Below are 15,422 nucleotides of genomic sequence, written 5' to 3'. Positions count from 1 at the left end.
CGCATTTCTGTGGTTACTTGCTGACTTTGCCCGTAAGGGAGGCCAGCGGCCGCAGGAACAGGGGCCGGGCCAGGAACCAGGCGGCGACCATGACTGCCAGTGACGCGGCAAAGATCCAGAACCCTGCCCAACCGCCGGCGTCGCTGGAGGCATACATGTGGTTTAGATTGTGCAGTGCGCCGGTGGTGAACACGAGCACCACATGCACAACAACGAAACCTACGAAATACAGCATGACCGGGAAGTGAATTGCCCGGGCCGCCTCGACCGGATAGATCCGGTTCAGCGTTGTGGCGTTCTTCGGCCATGCCCCACTCATCCGCAGGCCGGTGGCCAGGGCCAGCGGTGCGGCAAGGAAGACGATGGAGAAGTAGGCCAGCACCTGCAGCGAGTTGTAGTTGACCCAACCGTTTTCGGCGGGCCAGTTCAGCGAGGCGTACTGGAGGGCCGCGGACAGGGCGTTGGGTACTACGTTCCAGCTGGTCGGAGCGATCCGCATCCACTGCCCGGTGGCCAGCAGCAGGATGATAAAGATGATCCCGTTGAGCACCCACAGAGCGTCCAGGGTTAGGTGGAACCAGAGGTTCAGGCTGATCTTGGCCGGCTTCCCCTTGGTCTTGATCAGCCCGGTGTTGTTCCGGGTCCAGTGTTCCTTGGGCCTGGCAGTGGTGCGCACCAACCACCCGGAACGGATGATCAGCACGAGGAAGAAGGCGTTGAGGAAGTGCTGCCAGCCCAGCCAGGCCGGCAGGCCCACCGGCGCCGTCTCGGGCAGTTCGACCTGTCCCGGGTAGGTGGCCAGGAAGTCCTGGACGGCAGGGAGTGTTCGCATCCATTGGGCGAAGAGCACGACAACAGCCAACGCCACGACGGCTATGGTGATCGCCACGGCCAGCCGGGCCCACTTGTTCCCGGGACGCATTGACGTCTTGCTTGTAGTCGTCGACATGACGAGCGGTCCTTTCCTGAGGCGGTAAGCGGCCCCAACTGCTGTCCCGGCCGACGGGCAGACCGGCCCGCAACGGCTAGTTGGAGCGGGCCTGGATGGCTTCGATCAGCTGCGGAACTACGGTGAACACGTCGCCCACAATGCCGAAGTCGGCAACGTCGAAGATGGGGGCGTCCTCGTCCTTATTAATGGCCACAATGGTCTTGGCGGTCTGCATCCCGGCTCGGTGCTGGATGGCCCCGGAGATCCCCAGCGCGACGTACAGTTGCGGGGACACGGTGATGCCGGTCTGCCCGACCTGGGAGCTTTGTTCGATGTAGCCGGCGTCCACGGCGGCCCGGGAGGCGCCGACGGCGGCGCCGAGCGCGTCGGCGAGCTGTTCGACGAGGACGAAGTTCTCTTTGGAGCCCAGGCCGCGTCCGCCGGAGACCACAGTGACCGCCCCGCGCAGCGCCGGGCGCCCCGAGTCAGAACCGGCGGGGTGCATTGTGTTGATCCTGGCGGAGTTGCCGGATTGAATGTCCAGCGCGACCGTCGTGACCGACGGGGTTGCCGCGGCGGCGCGCTCATCCAAGGCACCCTGGCGCAGGGTAATGACTGCCGGGCCGGACTGCACCGTCGCTTCAACGGTGTAGGCGCCGCCGAAGACCGAGTGGACGCCGACTGCGGTCCCGTCCTCGGCGCGGACGTCCAGGACGTCGGCCAGCAGCCCGGCGCCGGTGCGGACCGCGAACCGGGCCGCGGCTTCGCGGCTTTCGACCGAGTTCGCCACGATGACGGCGGAGGGTTCCAGCGCCCGGGCCGCGGACGTGAGCGCCTCGACCTGGGCTACCGCCAGCAGCAGGCCCACCTGTGCACTCTCCGCGAGATATACCTGCTGCGCGCCGAGAGCCCCGAGCTGCTCCACCAAGGCGGCGCCCTCGCCTGGCTGTGTGGCCACGACGGCCACGGGGGTGCCGAGTTTCGCGGCCGCGGCAATCAGAGCCGGAGCGCTGGTGGCAATGGCGCCAGCGGGCGAGATTTCAATCAGTGCCAGTACGTTGGTCATGTCAGTCTCCTCGGATCAGACCAGGCGGCCGGCGACCAGGAACTCGGCGAGCTCCCCGGCTGCGGTTCCGTCGTCGACGATTTTCTTGCCGGCAGTGCGTGCCGGTCGCTCGGATATAGTGAGCACGGTTGACGTGCGGCCTGCCACGCTCAGGTCCAGGTCCAGGTCGGCTAGGGACAGGTTGGCCAGGGGCTTGCGCTTGGCGGTCATGATGCCCTTGAAGTTCGGGAAGCGGGCCTCGGCGGACCGCTCGGTCACCGACACGATGGCCGGCAGCGCGGCGCTCACCTCCAGCAAGCCGTCCTCGATGCCGACTTCGCCGGTGACGGAAGCCGGGCCGATCTCGACGGAGTTGAGCGACGAAAGCAGCGGCAGCCCGAGGTGCTCGGCCACCATGGCTGGCACCACGCCGCCGCGCCCGTCGGTCGATTCGTTACCCGCCACGACCAGGTCGAAGCCGGTCCGCCGCAAGGCCGCGGCCAAGACGGCCGCCGTCCTAGCGATGTCCGCGCCATCCAATCGGTCATCCTCCACGTGCACCGCCGAGTCTGCCCCCATGGACAGCGCCTTGCGCAGGGCCTGCGTTGCGGAGGCAGGACCCATGGTCAGCACTACGACCTCGCTGCCCTTGTTCGAATCCTTATGGCGCAGCGCCACCTCGAGGGCGCGCTCGTTAATCTCGTCCGCAACGCTCTCGCTCGCGGCGCGGTCAAGTCGGCCCGTGGAGGCGTCGAGTTTGCGCTCTTCCTCGGTGTCGGGCACCTGCTTCACCAGAACAATGATCTTCACGGGACTTTCCTCCTGCTGCGGCTACTTTCAATGGAACGTCGAGGACCACTTTAGTAGGAAGTCCTAGTAATTACTAGGGACTCCTAGTACTTCCGCGAATTAATCCCCGGGCACATGGAAATTTTGGGCCGGCCCCGTCGGTTGCCCAGCACAGTGCGGGGCGAAGCCCGGCCCATGCGGGCGGTTCTAGAGTCGGCTCTTGGCGCGTCCTCGTTCGGCGAAGGCGGCGATGCGCCGCATCGTGTCTGGGTCGGACCCGAGGGAGGAGATCGTGCCCAGCTCGTCCTCGAGATGGTCTGCGTAGGCCGACAGGCGTTCTGAGGTCAGCAACCGTCTGGTCGGGCCTAGTGTCTGCGTCGCTCCGGCCGCCAGGCTCTCCCCCAGTTCCCGGGCCCGCTCGCGCAGTTCGGACGTCTCGACCAGTTCGCCGGCCAGCCCCCACTCGACGGCTTCCCGGGCTGTAGCCACCCGGCCACCCAGGCACATCTGGGCGGCACGCCGTGGGCCAACCATCTGCGGGAGCAGGTACGAAACCCCGCAGTCCGGTGTCAGGCCCACCCCGGCGTAGGCGCTCAGGAAGATGGCTTCGGGAGTTGCCAGGACAAAGTCGGCATTGAGCACCAGCCCCAGTCCTGCGCCTGCGGCAGGTCCGTGGACTGCCGCGATTATCACCAGTCGGGACCGGGCCACTGCCAGGATCACCTCATGCATTGCCCCGGCGAGATCCAGCAGGTACCCGCCCTTGTCTTCAGAATCGGCCATCCCGGCCACATCGCCGCCGGCGCAGAAGTATCTGCCGGCACCCTGCAGGATAAGGACGTGGCAATCCGGCTCGGACTCGGCAAGGGCCAGCGCGGCTGCCAGTTCCCCGGCCAGCGGGATGCTGAGTGCATTGGCTTCGTCCGGCCGGTCCAATGTGAGCCACATGAGCGCACCGTCGCGCTGCACCCTGATGTTCTCGAAGTTCATTTGTCCTCTTTCGGTGCTGTGAAGGGGTTAGCGCGCCGCCATGCGGATTGCACCGTCGAGGCGGATCGTTTCACCGTTGAGCATGGGATTCTCGATGATGTGGACTGCCAATGCGGCGTATTCTTCCGGTGTTCCAAGCCGTGACGGATGGGGAGTCTGGGACCCCAGGGAAGAAATTGCCTCCGCCGGCAAAGAATCGAACATCGGAGTGTGGAACAAGCCCGGGGCAATGGTCATGACTCGGATTTTGTGTTGGGCTAGGTCGCGTGCGATCGGAAGTGTCATACCGGCGACGCCCGCCTTGGACGCCGAGTATGCTGCCTGCCCGACCTGGCCGTCAAAGGCGGCCACGGAGGCGGTGTTGATAATGACGCCGCGCTCCTCGGTATCTGTGGGTTCCTCTATCATCCGCGCTGCTGCCAGCCGGATGACATTGAACGTCCCGATCAGATTGATCTCAATCACCTTTCGGAAACCGGCCAGCGGATGCGGGCCCTTCCTGCCGACGACCCGAACTGCGCCGGCGATGCCGGCGCAGTTCACCACCACATGCAGGCCTCCGAGCCCCGACGCCGCATCCACGGCGGCCTGGACATCAGCCTCGTCGGTGACGTCCGCTGGCACAAACCGCACCCGTTCTCCGAGATCCTTGGCGATGATCTCTCCATCGGATGAAGGTAAATCCGCAATCACCGCGGATCCGCCCTGCTGTACGAAATGCCGTACCGTTGCCAGGCCCAGGCCCGAAGCCCCGCCAGTCACGAGAGCTGTCTTATTGGTAATGTCCATGATGACTCCTTCTTCTGACCACGGCGAGGCGATGCCCTGCTGGCAGCACCGCAGCCGGCTTCTGCTGAGGGTACCCAACCGCGGATTGGTTGTAATTGAGGTCAAACGTCGTCGGTTCGATTTTTAGAATGGGAATTAAAACCGGCTCGGCAAATCCGCCGCCACCGGCCGTGCGCCCTTGGGAAATGCATCAACGATCATCAGGGAGACGATGCCGTCTGACTGCGCAGCCCTCTTCATCAATGGCGGCCATAGCGTAAGGAGACCCGGTCGGAAGAGGGCGGCGAGGGCCTGGCCGCCGCCGATGCACGTTGTGACGATGCCCAGTTCCAGGTCCCGCCGAGCCAGGTCCTTGGCGACCCGCAGGCTCAGGATCGCTCCCGTGGCGCCCACGGGATGCCCGAGGGCGATGGCGCCCGCCGGTAGGGATTTGTTTTCCCGGGATCCAGTTTGGCGTCACGGATATCGGCGACAGCCTGAGGCGAAGGCCTCGTTCAGCTCGATCGTGTCAATGTCCACCGGGGTCGTGCCTGTCTGTTCGAAAAGCTTTCGCAGCGCCAGGACAGGGGCTTAGCCCATCAGCTCCGGCGTCATGGCCACAGTGGCTACCGATTCCAAGGTGACCAGCCCTGCCAGGCCCCGCTCGGCGGCGACGGTCTCCCGGGCCAGGACAAAGGCGGCGGCACCGTCGTGGATGCCCGAGGCGTTGCCGGCGGTAACAGTACTGCCGGCCTGGAAGGCCGGCCGCAGCCCGGCAAGTGTCTCCAGGGTGATGAATGGTTTGGGGTGTTCGTCGGTGTCGACAGTCAGTGGTTTGCGTCCGCCGATGCCCCGGTGTGATTTCCTCGGCGAAGGCTGCGCGGGCGGCGCCGGTGGCGGCCCGCCGCTGGGACTCGAGAGCGATTTCGTCCTGTTCTTCGCGCGGCACGTTGTAGTGCCGGGCCACGTTTTCCGCGGTCACACCCATATGTGCTCCGCTGAACGGATCCGTCAGGATGGCCACGGTGCCATCGACGAGCGCACGGTGGCCAAGCTTGTGGCCATTCCTGGCACCGAAGTCGGAGAACGGCATCCGGGTCATAGGCTCGCTGCCGCCTGCCACCGCGAAATCCACCCCGCCCCAACGCATCTGCGTGGCAGCGGACCGGATCGCCTGCAGCCCGGACCCACACAGGCGGATTACGGTGTAGGCTGGGGCGCTTTCAGGCAATCCCGCGGCCATTGCCACCCTGCGGGCATTGTAGGCATTCGGGCCGACCTGCCTGATGCATCCCATTACGACCTCGTCAATCTCCGAGGTCTCAACCCCTGACCGGTGCAGGGCAGACTTCACGGCCATGGCGCCCAGCTCGAACCCTGGCACGTCCTTGAAATCGCCGCCAAAGCTGCCAATTGGAGTGCGTGCCCCGTCGAGAAGGACGATCCTTTCGTTGCTGCTCATGGTTCACCGATCCAATTTCGTTAGCGCCAGGATGAGACTTTGAAGTGCCCCGCTATGCCAAATTACTAGGAAACCCAAGCAATTACTAGGGCTTCCTAGTAATTGCTTCGTTCAGGGCTGCGCTTCAAAAAATCACGGACCCATCACGCCAGTAGGCAGGCTAGGGCGTGTCCGGGAACCAGCCTGCGGATGCGCGCTTCGGCTCCAAGTAGTCGGGGTCGCGGTGTCTGGTTTTGTCACAGTTGCAGAAGGGGCCTTGGGGGTCGAAGCGGACGTGCATGTGGTGGTCGGCGTGGTCGCGCCACCACACGCTGATGCCGATGGCGCCATTCAGACGCAGGTGTTCCCACGTCCGCCACAGAGCTTCCACCCGGGACACGGTCTCGGGAGGGAAGTACCATCCCAACCACTTTGCGCTGCGGTCATCCACGTCGCGGACGTAGGTGGGCAGGGGCTGTTCCTGTAGGAACTCCTCGGCCGAGCCGAAGACCAGTTGCGGCATTCCACCAGGCTCAACTGCAGGTGATTCGTCCGTGTGGCAGGTTTCGGCGAACACCCCAATTTCCTCAGGCAAACCCTGAAAAAGCCGGGACAACGCCGTCAAAAGCCTCATTGCCCTCGGCTATAACGTCACCCAACACCCCTGGGGGCAGCCTGAGCCACCTTACTTTCGTACTAGCGCGGCAACGGCCTTGGGCCGGTCCTCACGCAACCTCTTACTTCGCTGCTGCTCCTACTTGCCGGTTCTGCGCATACTCGAGCAGGGCGTCGGTGGTGCGCTGAATATGCCGTTCCAATGCATCGCAGGCTTCGTCGGTCTTGCGGGCTACGGCGAGTTCCGCGAGCACGCGGTGTTCGCAGGCTAGGTCCCGGCCGGGGTCATTGCCCACATGCTGGGACCAGTATTGGTAGAGCTGGGAGCGGTCCCGAAGGGATGCGGCTATCGATTCCAGATGACTGTTGCCGCTTCCAGCCAGGAGCGCCACATGAAAGTCCCGGTGCATAGCGGCGAAGTCAGCGTTGATAGTGGTCTGATTCCTGTGCATAGGCGTTGCTGCCAATTGATGATGGGCCGCGACAACTTTCGCCTCCCAGGCTAGGCTTCCCCGCGCAATGGACTCGCGTAGCGCTCCGGTCTCTATCACGATCCGCGCGCGGGTTAGATTTAGGAGATCTTCAAGTGTTAGCGGCATCGTACTGAAGCCGCGATTCGGATACGCCTGCAAGAGACCCTGTTCTGCGAGTCGGCTCATAGCCTCTCGAACTACCGAGAGGCTCGCTCCGAACCGCTCGCTGTATTCAACGAGTTTCATTTTGGCCCCTGGTGGAACACGGGCCGCCAACACCTCGTCTCGTACGGCCTCGAACACGGCATCGGCGCTGGTCTGCTTGGCTGCTGTGCTCACTTGCACATTCTACGGCATCCCGCCGATCATGACGCAAATGAGATAAAATTTTGAAATTCTCTTGAAATATCAAAAAGACTAGGGAAGTCTGTGACCTACACGATTGTTCGACGCCTGAGAGGTTGAGTTTCGATGAACAACAGCACTGTTCGTGTTTTGATCGTGGGAGGTGGTGGGGCAGGGTTGTCAGCGTCGATGATCCTGTCCACCTATGGGCTCGAGTCCTCTTGGTAAGCGCACTTCCGACCACGTCCACTCTCCAAAGGCGGATGTTCTGGGACAGCGCACCATGGAGATATACACCGAGGTCGGTGCATCGTAGGAGATTTATCGCGCGATGTATAAGGAAGTGGGACATGAGGGTGCCCTCCTCGTTCGGCCTGACCGCTATATCGCCTGGCGGAGCATGAACCGGCCGGCCGACCCTACAGACGCGCTTCGCGTGGCCCTGTCCCAAGTACTGCGAGTCAACGCGCTGATTCCCGCCGCCCGCGTCTGACGCGGATCCAAGCCGACAACCTAAATCTCCGGCCAAACAACGCTAGGAACAACCATGCCAAGTGCAACCACGCCCGAAAAGTCGATCTACGCCAACGTACGCAAGCCGCGTCCGATCAAAGTCCCGATGCTGCACCATGCCACGTTCATGACGCTCGATGTGGACGCAATGGTCCACTGGTACGAACAGGTCTGCGGCCTGCAGCCGGTCTATTACGCCGAACATGCCGCGTGGATGACCAACGACGAGGCCAACCATCGGATTGCGCTGCTGCGCCTGCCCGGAACCAAAGTCCCGGTGGACAAGCCTCATACGGTAGGACTGCACCACACGGCCTTCGAATACGCCAGCTCCGATCAGTGGCTTGATAACTACGAGCGGTTGAGGGACGCCGGCATCCTCCCCGAAATCTGCCTCCACCACGGCATGACCATGTCGATGTACTACGTGGATCCGGACGGCAACGGCGTTGAGATCCAAGTGGACGTATTCGGTGCCTGGGACAAGTCAACGGAATGGATGTGGGCATCCCGGGAGTTCGCCGCAGACCAAATCGGGGCACAATTCGATCCCGAAAAGCTCCTTGCAGCCCGCAGGGACGGGCTGGACTTTGACAGCATCCAGCGCGGGGCCTATGCGGGTAACTACCTTCCTGCGAACCCGGGAAGCCCGACAAACTTCCCCGACGTATGGCCTGCCCGCCTGGCCGAGCATCCCGAATGGGCAGAACACCTTCCCGAAGGTGCAGGAACGCTCATGCCCGCCAACCGCTGATCCGCTGAGCTTCAGTGGGATATCCCCACGCCACTGAGTTGCTACGCGTTCATTGATTTCCAATACAAACAAGAAGGACCATAGTTATGCGCATCGCCAATCTCCGCAACCGGGCAGTCCTGCTGCACGACGGGCGCGCCCTTGACATCGAGACTGCATCGGGCGGTCTGTTCAGTTCGGACCCGCAGGCGGTCTACACGCGCTGGCAGGAGTTCCAGCAATGGGCCGGCAGCGCCGACTACGCCGCTGCCGAGCCGTTTGACGTGCAGGAACTCGGGGCCCCCGTTCCGGCCCCGGCACAGATCTTTGCCATCGGACTTAATTACACAGACCATGCCGACGAAGCAGAGCTGCCCTATCCGGAGGACTTGGTCGTATTCACGAAGTTCCGCTCCGCACTGGCTGGCCCCCATGCAACAGTCGAACTGCCTAGTGATGACGTCGATTACGAGACGGAGCTGGTTGTGGTGATGGGTCAGCAGGTCCACCGAGCGACCGAGGAAGAGGCGTGGAACGCCGTCGCAGGGCTTTGCGTCGGCCAGGACTACAGCGAACGCACCGTACAGCGCCGCGGGCCTGTACCCCAGTTCAGCCTGGGCAAGTCGTACCCCAATTTCGCCCCCTTTGGGCCGGCAGTCACGACGGTCGATGAACTGACCGACCCGGATGCCCTGTCCATCTCGGCGGTGCTCGAAGGCCCTGGGACCGAAGGGAAAGGAGACGGCGGGTGGATGGTCCAGGACGGCAACACCCGCGACATGATCTTCTCCGTGCCCAAGACCATTGCCAACCTGTCCCAGGTTGTAACGCTTTACCCCGGCGACCTCATCTTCACCGGAACGCCCGCCGGCGTGGGGGCGCCCCGCGGCGTGCTGATGCGCGCTGGAAATGTGCTCACCAGCACTGTGGAGGGCATCGGGTCGATCCGGAATGAATTCGTCTGAGGCACGCCATGATCCTTACCCAACGAGCCCTGCCGACGACGCCGGCGCACACGATGACACAACTCCGCGCCGGCGACACCACGTGGTCGCCCACACCCGAACAAATCGAGAGGTCACGCCTGTCGCACTTCCTCCGCTGGGTTGAGGCTCATCGAGGGGTGGCATTATCCACCTATCGGCAGGCATGGGAGTGGTCCGTGCAGGACCTATCCCGGTTCTGGGACGCGGTGCGGGAGTATTTCGGTGTAATCGGTGAAGGCTTCCACAGTCCGGCTTTGGCCACGGAACGCATGCCCGGGGCGGTCTGGTACCCGCAGGCCCGGCTGAACTTCGCCGAAAATGTTCTTAAGTATGCCCGGGAACCGCAAACAGCGGAAACTGTCGCGATCGTGGATATCGCAGAGGACGGGACTCGAACTGAACACACGTGGGTTCAGCTCGAGTCCCAGGTGGGAGCGTTGGCGCAGAGTTTACGCGAATTGGGAGTCAGGCCCGGTGACCGGGTTGCCGCGGTACTACCGAACCTGCCTGAAGCGGTCATCGGATTATTGGCAACGGCCTCGCTCGGGGCTGTGTGGACCATCAGCTCCCCTGACCTCTCACCGCAGGCGACGCTGGACCGGCTGGTCCAGCTGCGCCCGAAGATCCTCATTGGCGTGGACGGGTACCGGTTCAACGGCAAAACCCTGCGATGCCTGGACAATCTGGCCATCATAGAAGCCGGTTTGCCGAGCCTGCAGCACACCCTGCTCGTACGACTGTTGGAGCCGGCCGCAGATCTGGGCACCCTGCAGGGCGGGGCCGCTCGAGACGGCCGCGCCCGCGTGGACTTCCGCACGGTGGCCACCAAAGCGATGCAGAACGTTTCTGTTCCGCTACCCGGTACGGGCACCACCCCAGCCTTTGAGCGGGTTACCTTTGAGCACCCACTGTGGATACTTTTCTCTTCCGGCACCACAGGCGCTCCAAAAGGTATCGTCCACAGCCACGGGGGTATGACGCTCGAAGCACTCAAGAGCTGGGGGCTGAATCAGGACATGGGACCCGGGGATCTTTACTACGTTGGGGCCAACACCTCTTGGATGGTGTGGAACACACTGGTCAACAACCTCATGGTGGGAGCATCGATCGTCACCTATGCCGGCTCCCCGACGTTCGGCCGTAAGGACCGCCAGTTTCAGATTCTGGCGGCCACAGAGACGACTATGTTCGCCACTGGAGCCGCCTATCTTTCTGCCATGGAGAAGTCCGGGCTCGTTCCTGCACAGGACTGGGACCTGTCCCGGCTGCGCTCGATCCTCTCCACCGGCTCGCCGCTGCCCGAATCCACGTGGGCCTGGGTCCACACCAGCGTTAAGAACGATGTGCATCTAGGTTCGGATTCAGGTGGCACTGACATCTGTTCCGCGTTCATTGGCTCCAATCCGCTCGAGCCGGTAAAACTGGGCGAGCTGCAGGGACCCTCGCTCGGGGTCGCTGTCCAAGCCTGGTCCGAAACCGGGGAACACGTGGTCGACCAAGTCGGGGAAATGGTGATCACCCGGCCGATGCCGTCGATGCCGCTCATGTTCTGGGGTGATACTAACGGCTCAAAGTATAGGTCGTCCTACTTCGAGAAGTTTCCGGATGTGTGGACCCATGGGGACTGGATTACCGAGACTGAGGCCGGGGCTTTTGTTGTGCACGGTCGCTCCGACGCCACGTTGAATCGAGCCGGGGTACGGCTAGGCTCGGCCGACATTTACAACGCCCTCCAACACGTTCCCGAAGTCAGGGAATCCATGGTCATCGGTGTTGATCGTCCCGACGGAGGCTACTACATGCCGTTGTTTATTCAGCTGGACGACGGCACGGAGCTCGACGCGACACTTCGGGACAAGATCAATGTCACCATCCGGGAACAAACCAGCGCCAGGCACGTGCCTGATGAGATCCTTGCCGCTCCGGCCATCCCACTCACCCACGCAGGAAAAAGGATCGAGATCCCGGTTAAAAATCTCTTCTCAGGGCACCACCCCGATGCAGCCGTCAATCGCGGGTCACTGATGAACCCAGACGCCGTGGACTGGTTTATCGCACAAGCCCGAAGCTTCTTGGGGCAAGACGCATAAAGCTCTCCGGCCTGGCACCGTGGACGCGACATAAGGTCGCGGCTCACGCCGGTCAGGCCACCGCGCTGACCTAGAAAACGTCCGCGTAGCCCGATTCGTTGCACCCTTCAAGAACCACGCAGCAGAGTGGCTTCCGGAGGGGGCGCCGAACCGGGCTACGCCGTTTTAAGGAGCCAGGACAATTTAGCTACAACCTGAGCTAAAGCGTAAACCCCTGTCTACAAACTCCCCATCGTTGATCACTGAAGGATCCGATGACGAATGGTTGGCAGCACGGACCCTGTATCCGAGGGTCCGGGCAGCCCGCTAGAGGCGGCGTTCGCGCGCTCGGAGGCGCAGACGAGCGGCGGTGCTGATGTCTCCGGGCATCCAGGGCCACCGGCGTATCCCGGCAAGGCCTTTGCTCCGGGGATCGCCGGTGGCAGGTTGAGAAGGTCACAAACAAGGACAGGACACGAACGCCGCTGGACACCATCTTGTCGTTGGTGCCCAGCGGCGTTCAAGCATCGGCACTATGACCAGAGCCGTCAGGAATTGTGGATAGTCATAGATCCAGGATCAGCCGCGTGCTCTTCCCTCGCGACACATAGACCATCATCAGTTCCCCCCCCCACCGCGCGCTCGGACGGCGTGAGAACAGACTACCTCGATCAAGCGAAGAGGCTACCAATCGCGGTCGGGCGAGGAATCCCACCCATAACCGAGAGCGCTTTCGCTTGTGTAGTCGGGGTCAGTGTAGATGTACATTCGAGTAATAAGTGATTCTTTGATTTCAAACACACTGCAGAATCTGCCACCCGGGGTCTCGCCACCAGACCATGACTTTCCGTCGACTGCTTCGCCCCGTGTGGTGCCCTCCACGACTACGGTGTCGCCAGACACAACGCAGGAGAAGTCGTGGATGTTATGCGCAATCCCACCAACTTTCTTGAGAAATCCCTCAACGAACTCGTTGAAAGCGGCTTTTCCGCGTCTTATACCAAATACTGGGAAGTAGATTTCGACGTCGTCGTCGAACAGGTCCAGCGTCTCTGGTTTCCCTGCATCCGAGAATACGAAGTACTTCTCGACTATGTCTAGCATCCCGGCCCCATCCGGCTTACCGCCAGAGGTGGGCTTAGTCTTGAGTGTCATGAGAGTCCTTCCTTCGATTTACTGAGCAATGTCATGTAAGGGAGTCGCGGATTCGACGCAGTGGATCGGTAGTGATTCGGCTAACTTCACCTAGGATCCTTTCCCACTTGTCGTCGATTGTGCTCCCACACGCAGCAGAACTTCGGTCGTGTGTTCGATATGGCAAGTCAATTCGCTTACCGCGCGTTCCACATCTCGCGTCATAGTTGCTTCGAATATTCGAAGGTGCTCCGCAGGCACGTCGCGTTCCGGCTCATCCCCTAAACGACCCGACCAGCAGCGGTAGACCTCGGTCGAATCTCTGAGTGAGCTCGCGATAGACTGCAACCGCAGATTCGGCGAGCCCGCCAACAGTGCTCGGTGAAAATTGGAGTGCGCGTCAAGCCACTTTTCGCTCACCGTGCCATCTGCGGAGAGAGGTTCCGACCTCGCTAGCGTGTGGTGCGCGGCGGCCAGATTAGCCTCGAACTGAAGGTCGCCATGTTGGATCGACTGGCGCAACGTCTTCGCTTCGATGAGAATTCGTGTCTCAGTTAGTTGCCGCAAGTCATCGACCGACACCTCTGCCACTCGGTACCCGCGCTGCGGTTCAAACATCGCCAGACTCTCACCGGCAAGCCGGGCGAGAGCCTCCCTGAGAACCCCGCTACTGACGCCATAGTCCTCGCAGAGGGTGGCCGAACTCAACCTGGTCCCCGGCAGATGACGCCCGCTCAGGATGTCATTCCGGAGCTGCCTGTAGAGCTCGTCCACCCGCGATGTGTTAACTCGCCCTGCCATAGAGTTAATTTACCACAGAAATCGCACATCGAGAGAAATTGCGAGATTTGGTTGACTTCTCATTTCCTCGCACTACCATGAAGAGCGACACACTGATACATGGTGCGCCGTAGCGCAGACACGCAGAGTGACCAACTCCATGATTTGAGTTTCCTGTCACCTAACCCGACGAATGGAATCCTGCATCCATACCGGAAGGCGGCCGCCGGAGCGGTCGGCCTCAAGCACGTGATCGATTGCAAAGGAGCAAATGAAATGCGTTTCACACTTTGGAACACCGGGGCCGACGTCGACGAGTTTTTCACTCTCGCCGAGGCCGCCGACGCGACGGGATGGTCATCGATGTGCTTGAACGAAGCCGTGTTCCAGCCCATCGACGTCAACAGCAAGTACCCGTTTAGTGCCGACGGGAAACGGTTCTGGCCCACCGACAATCCATATCTTGAGCCGATGACCATTCTGCCGGCTATTGCGGCACGAACGAGCCTCACAGTCTATCCGTTCGTCACGAAACTGTCGTTGCGAGATCCCTTACTGTTTGCGAACCAGGTCAAGACCGCAAGCCTCATGGCCGATGGGAGGTTTTCATTAGGTGTCGGTATGAGTTGGATGCGTGAGGAGTATGAGTTCTGCGGTATCGACTGGGATAGCCGTCGCGAACGCTTTGTAGAGATGATCGAAATTATCCGGCTCGCCATATCTGGGGAGGTAGTCGAGTTTCACGGCGACGTTTTCGATTTGCCACCATTCCAGCAATCGCCGGGAGTCAAGGAGCAGGTCCCGATACTAATGGGTGGTCACAAGCCGTGGAGCTTGCGTACTGCGGCGACCATTGCTGATGGCTGGTGCGGTGTACCTAAAGAGATGTCCGAAATCGAGGCAACTGCGCGGGAGGTACTGGCGCAGGTGGAACTAGCAGGCAGGGACGTCTCGACGTTCCAGCTGCATGCTGGCGCGATTGATGCACGAACGACTGATGACTACAAGCGTCTCGCGGACGCGGGCATCACCGATGCAGTTGTGATGCCCTGGATGGCCGACGACATCGCCGATAGCGCTGGTTCTGGAATGGAATCGGCCACAGCAGCAAAGACCGAGTCACTCAAGCGGTTCGCCGATGAAGTAATTTCCCATTTCTGATTTTCCTGATCGCCAACCCACTATTTTGAGGAGACCCAACATGTACACCACTGCAACGATCGCACCCAATGCATTGGCTGATCGTCTTACCGCCGCTATTTCTGCCGCCGACATGGCGACCATGCGCGAGATCTATACACAAGACGCAGTAATCTGGCACTGCACGGACGCGATCGAGATGTCGGTCGATGACCTCGACAACCTGCTGTCTGCGATCGGATTGGTGTCGTCGTGCACCATTGATGTGCATTCGCGGCTTATCACGGATGTCGGCTTCGTTCAGACTCAGACCAACACCTACAAGCTAGAATCCGGGTCCGAGATAGTGCTGCGGTGCGCGCTCATTGTCACGGTTGAAGAAGGATTGATTGCTCGCATCGACGAGTACCTCGATGGCTCCGCTCTCGCACCTCTGATCGAAGCTCTGCCCACCGAATGAGGTCACGGTCCCATAGACTCTCAGCGGCTGGAGTCAGCGCTTAGGTTTTCATATTGGGCGAGTGCATGATGGTCGATGTCCCACATCCCCACAAACAGCGGAGCCTCAACTCGATGTTCGGGTCAGCACTTACCGATGTCGGACTCACACAACTGCTGTCAACTGCGCCCCAATCGGCTTGACCACGTGAACGCCGCGGTCGCCGTCGAG

General features: G+C 61.5%; 17 protein-coding genes and 2 pseudogenes. 7 read left to right on the top strand and 12 right to left on the bottom strand.

The genetic code is table 11. The features are described 5' to 3' along the window. Positions 1-13: 13 nt before the first annotated feature. The 10 genes and pseudogenes from FBY31_RS21965 to FBY31_RS21930 form a co-directional block, all read right to left on the bottom strand. Positions 14-949, bottom strand: coding sequence for a cytochrome b/b6 domain-containing protein (locus tag FBY31_RS21965; RefSeq protein WP_142045884.1), 936 nt, complete (start codon positions 947-949; stop codon positions 14-16). A 76-nt stretch (positions 950-1,025) separates the two neighbouring features. Continuing rightward, positions 1,026-1,997, bottom strand: a complete 972-nt coding sequence (locus tag FBY31_RS21960; RefSeq protein WP_142045882.1) for an electron transfer flavoprotein subunit alpha/FixB family protein — start codon at positions 1,995-1,997, stop codon at positions 1,026-1,028. 15 nt (positions 1,998-2,012) lie between these two features. After that, positions 2,013-2,786 carry an electron transfer flavoprotein subunit beta/FixA family protein gene (locus FBY31_RS21955; RefSeq protein WP_142045880.1) on the bottom strand — a complete coding sequence of 258 codons (774 nt, stop codon included), beginning with the start codon at positions 2,784-2,786 and terminating at the stop codon, positions 2,013-2,015. A 186-nt stretch (positions 2,787-2,972) separates the two neighbouring features. Beyond that, positions 2,973-3,755 (bottom strand): enoyl-CoA hydratase/isomerase family protein, encoded by a 783-nt coding sequence (locus FBY31_RS21950; RefSeq protein WP_142045878.1) that lies wholly within the window; start codon positions 3,753-3,755, stop codon positions 2,973-2,975. A 27-nt stretch (positions 3,756-3,782) separates the two neighbouring features. Then, a complete protein-coding gene (locus tag FBY31_RS21945; RefSeq protein WP_142045876.1) occupies positions 3,783-4,544 on the bottom strand; it encodes a 3-hydroxyacyl-CoA dehydrogenase in 762 nt (253 codons plus the stop codon). 135 nt (positions 4,545-4,679) lie between these two features. Further along, positions 4,680-5,063, bottom strand: a pseudogene (locus FBY31_RS23505) (hypothetical protein). 51 nt (positions 5,064-5,114) lie between these two features. After that, entirely contained in the window at positions 5,115-5,294 is a 180-nt protein-coding gene (locus FBY31_RS23595) for a hypothetical protein (RefSeq protein WP_268815667.1), read from the bottom strand. Between the two features lie 127 nt (positions 5,295-5,421). Beyond that, positions 5,422-5,985, bottom strand: a pseudogene (locus FBY31_RS23590) (beta-ketoacyl synthase N-terminal-like domain-containing protein); the annotation flags it as partial. A gap of 160 nt (positions 5,986-6,145) precedes the next feature. Continuing rightward, complete coding sequence (locus FBY31_RS21935; protein ID WP_142045874.1) at positions 6,146-6,487, bottom strand: DUF4913 domain-containing protein; 342 nt, start codon at positions 6,485-6,487, stop codon at positions 6,146-6,148. A gap of 214 nt (positions 6,488-6,701) precedes the next feature. Then, positions 6,702-7,391, bottom strand: a complete 690-nt coding sequence (locus tag FBY31_RS21930; protein WP_160142510.1) for a GntR family transcriptional regulator — start codon at positions 7,389-7,391, stop codon at positions 6,702-6,704. Between the two features lie 132 nt (positions 7,392-7,523). Here FBY31_RS21930 and FBY31_RS23875 point away from each other — a divergent pair, with 132 nt between their 5' ends. The 5 genes from FBY31_RS23875 (at position 7,524) to FBY31_RS21910 (ending at position 11,719) form a co-directional block, all read left to right on the top strand. After that, positions 7,524-7,625 carry an FAD-dependent monooxygenase gene (locus FBY31_RS23875; protein ID WP_200833499.1) on the top strand — a complete coding sequence of 34 codons (102 nt, stop codon included), beginning with the start codon at positions 7,524-7,526 and terminating at the stop codon, positions 7,623-7,625. A gap of 103 nt (positions 7,626-7,728) precedes the next feature. Beyond that, complete coding sequence (locus tag FBY31_RS22915; protein WP_160142509.1) at positions 7,729-7,890, top strand: aromatic-ring hydroxylase C-terminal domain-containing protein; 162 nt, start codon at positions 7,729-7,731, stop codon at positions 7,888-7,890. Positions 7,891-7,944: 54 nt separating this feature from the next. Then, a complete protein-coding gene (locus FBY31_RS21920; RefSeq protein WP_142045833.1) occupies positions 7,945-8,664 on the top strand; it encodes a VOC family protein in 720 nt (239 codons plus the stop codon). A gap of 86 nt (positions 8,665-8,750) precedes the next feature. Then, positions 8,751-9,608: a fumarylacetoacetate hydrolase family protein gene (locus FBY31_RS21915; protein WP_142045831.1), complete on the top strand. Its 858-nt coding sequence runs from the start codon at positions 8,751-8,753 to the stop codon at positions 9,606-9,608. A gap of 53 nt (positions 9,609-9,661) precedes the next feature. Then, on the top strand, positions 9,662-11,719 hold the full coding sequence (locus FBY31_RS21910) for an acetoacetate--CoA ligase (protein WP_142046145.1): 2,058 nt from the start codon (positions 9,662-9,664) through the stop codon (positions 11,717-11,719). A gap of 663 nt (positions 11,720-12,382) precedes the next feature. On the opposite strand, the gene FBY31_RS21905 is transcribed toward FBY31_RS21910, so the two are convergent. Further along, a complete protein-coding gene (locus tag FBY31_RS21905; protein ID WP_142045869.1) occupies positions 12,383-12,853 on the bottom strand; it encodes a nuclear transport factor 2 family protein in 471 nt (156 codons plus the stop codon). 90 nt (positions 12,854-12,943) lie between these two features. After that, positions 12,944-13,606, bottom strand: coding sequence for a GntR family transcriptional regulator (locus tag FBY31_RS21900; RefSeq protein ID WP_200833498.1), 663 nt, complete (start codon positions 13,604-13,606; stop codon positions 12,944-12,946). Between the two features lie 126 nt (positions 13,607-13,732). Here FBY31_RS21900 and FBY31_RS21895 point away from each other — a divergent pair, with 126 nt between their 5' ends. After that, complete coding sequence (locus FBY31_RS21895; RefSeq protein ID WP_142045865.1) at positions 13,733-14,773, top strand: LLM class flavin-dependent oxidoreductase; 1,041 nt, start codon at positions 13,733-13,735, stop codon at positions 14,771-14,773. 40 nt (positions 14,774-14,813) lie between these two features. Beyond that, complete coding sequence (locus tag FBY31_RS21890; RefSeq protein ID WP_142045863.1) at positions 14,814-15,212, top strand: nuclear transport factor 2 family protein; 399 nt, start codon at positions 14,814-14,816, stop codon at positions 15,210-15,212. Positions 15,213-15,422: the final 210 nt, after the last annotated feature.

The organism is Arthrobacter sp. SLBN-100 (genome assembly GCF_006715305.1).
Classification (GTDB): Bacteria; Actinomycetota; Actinomycetes; order Actinomycetales; family Micrococcaceae; genus Arthrobacter.
This window is presented reverse-complemented; position numbering and strand designations above follow the sequence as displayed.

What these genes read in the sequence shown, in the direction of transcription:
- FBY31_RS21890 (WP_142045863.1), top strand. Translation starts at nt 14,814, where the DNA reads ATGTACACCACTGCAACGATCGCACCCAATGCATTGGCTGATCGTCTT.
- FBY31_RS21910 (WP_142046145.1), top strand. Translation starts at nt 9,662, where the DNA reads ATGACACAACTCCGCGCCGGCGACACCACGTGGTCGCCCACACCCGAA.
- FBY31_RS21950 (WP_142045878.1), bottom strand. Translation starts at nt 3,755, where the DNA reads ATGAACTTCGAGAACATCAGGGTGCAGCGCGACGGTGCGCTCATGTGG.
- FBY31_RS21935 (WP_142045874.1), bottom strand. Translation starts at nt 6,487, where the DNA reads ATGCCGCAACTGGTCTTCGGCTCGGCCGAGGAGTTCCTACAGGAACAG.
- FBY31_RS21920 (WP_142045833.1), top strand. Translation starts at nt 7,945, where the DNA reads ATGCCAAGTGCAACCACGCCCGAAAAGTCGATCTACGCCAACGTACGC.
- FBY31_RS21945 (WP_142045876.1), bottom strand. Translation starts at nt 4,544, where the DNA reads ATGGACATTACCAATAAGACAGCTCTCGTGACTGGCGGGGCTTCGGGC.
- FBY31_RS23875 (WP_200833499.1), top strand. Translation starts at nt 7,524, where the DNA reads ATGAACAACAGCACTGTTCGTGTTTTGATCGTGGGAGGTGGTGGGGCA.
- FBY31_RS21895 (WP_142045865.1), top strand. Translation starts at nt 13,733, where the DNA reads ATGGTGCGCCGTAGCGCAGACACGCAGAGTGACCAACTCCATGATTTG.
- FBY31_RS22915 (WP_160142509.1), top strand. Translation starts at nt 7,729, where the DNA reads ATGTATAAGGAAGTGGGACATGAGGGTGCCCTCCTCGTTCGGCCTGAC.
- FBY31_RS21965 (WP_142045884.1), bottom strand. Translation starts at nt 949, where the DNA reads ATGTCGACGACTACAAGCAAGACGTCAATGCGTCCCGGGAACAAGTGG.
- FBY31_RS21905 (WP_142045869.1), bottom strand. Translation starts at nt 12,853, where the DNA reads ATGACACTCAAGACTAAGCCCACCTCTGGCGGTAAGCCGGATGGGGCC.
- FBY31_RS21915 (WP_142045831.1), top strand. Translation starts at nt 8,751, where the DNA reads ATGCGCATCGCCAATCTCCGCAACCGGGCAGTCCTGCTGCACGACGGG.
- FBY31_RS21960 (WP_142045882.1), bottom strand. Translation starts at nt 1,997, where the DNA reads ATGACCAACGTACTGGCACTGATTGAAATCTCGCCCGCTGGCGCCATT.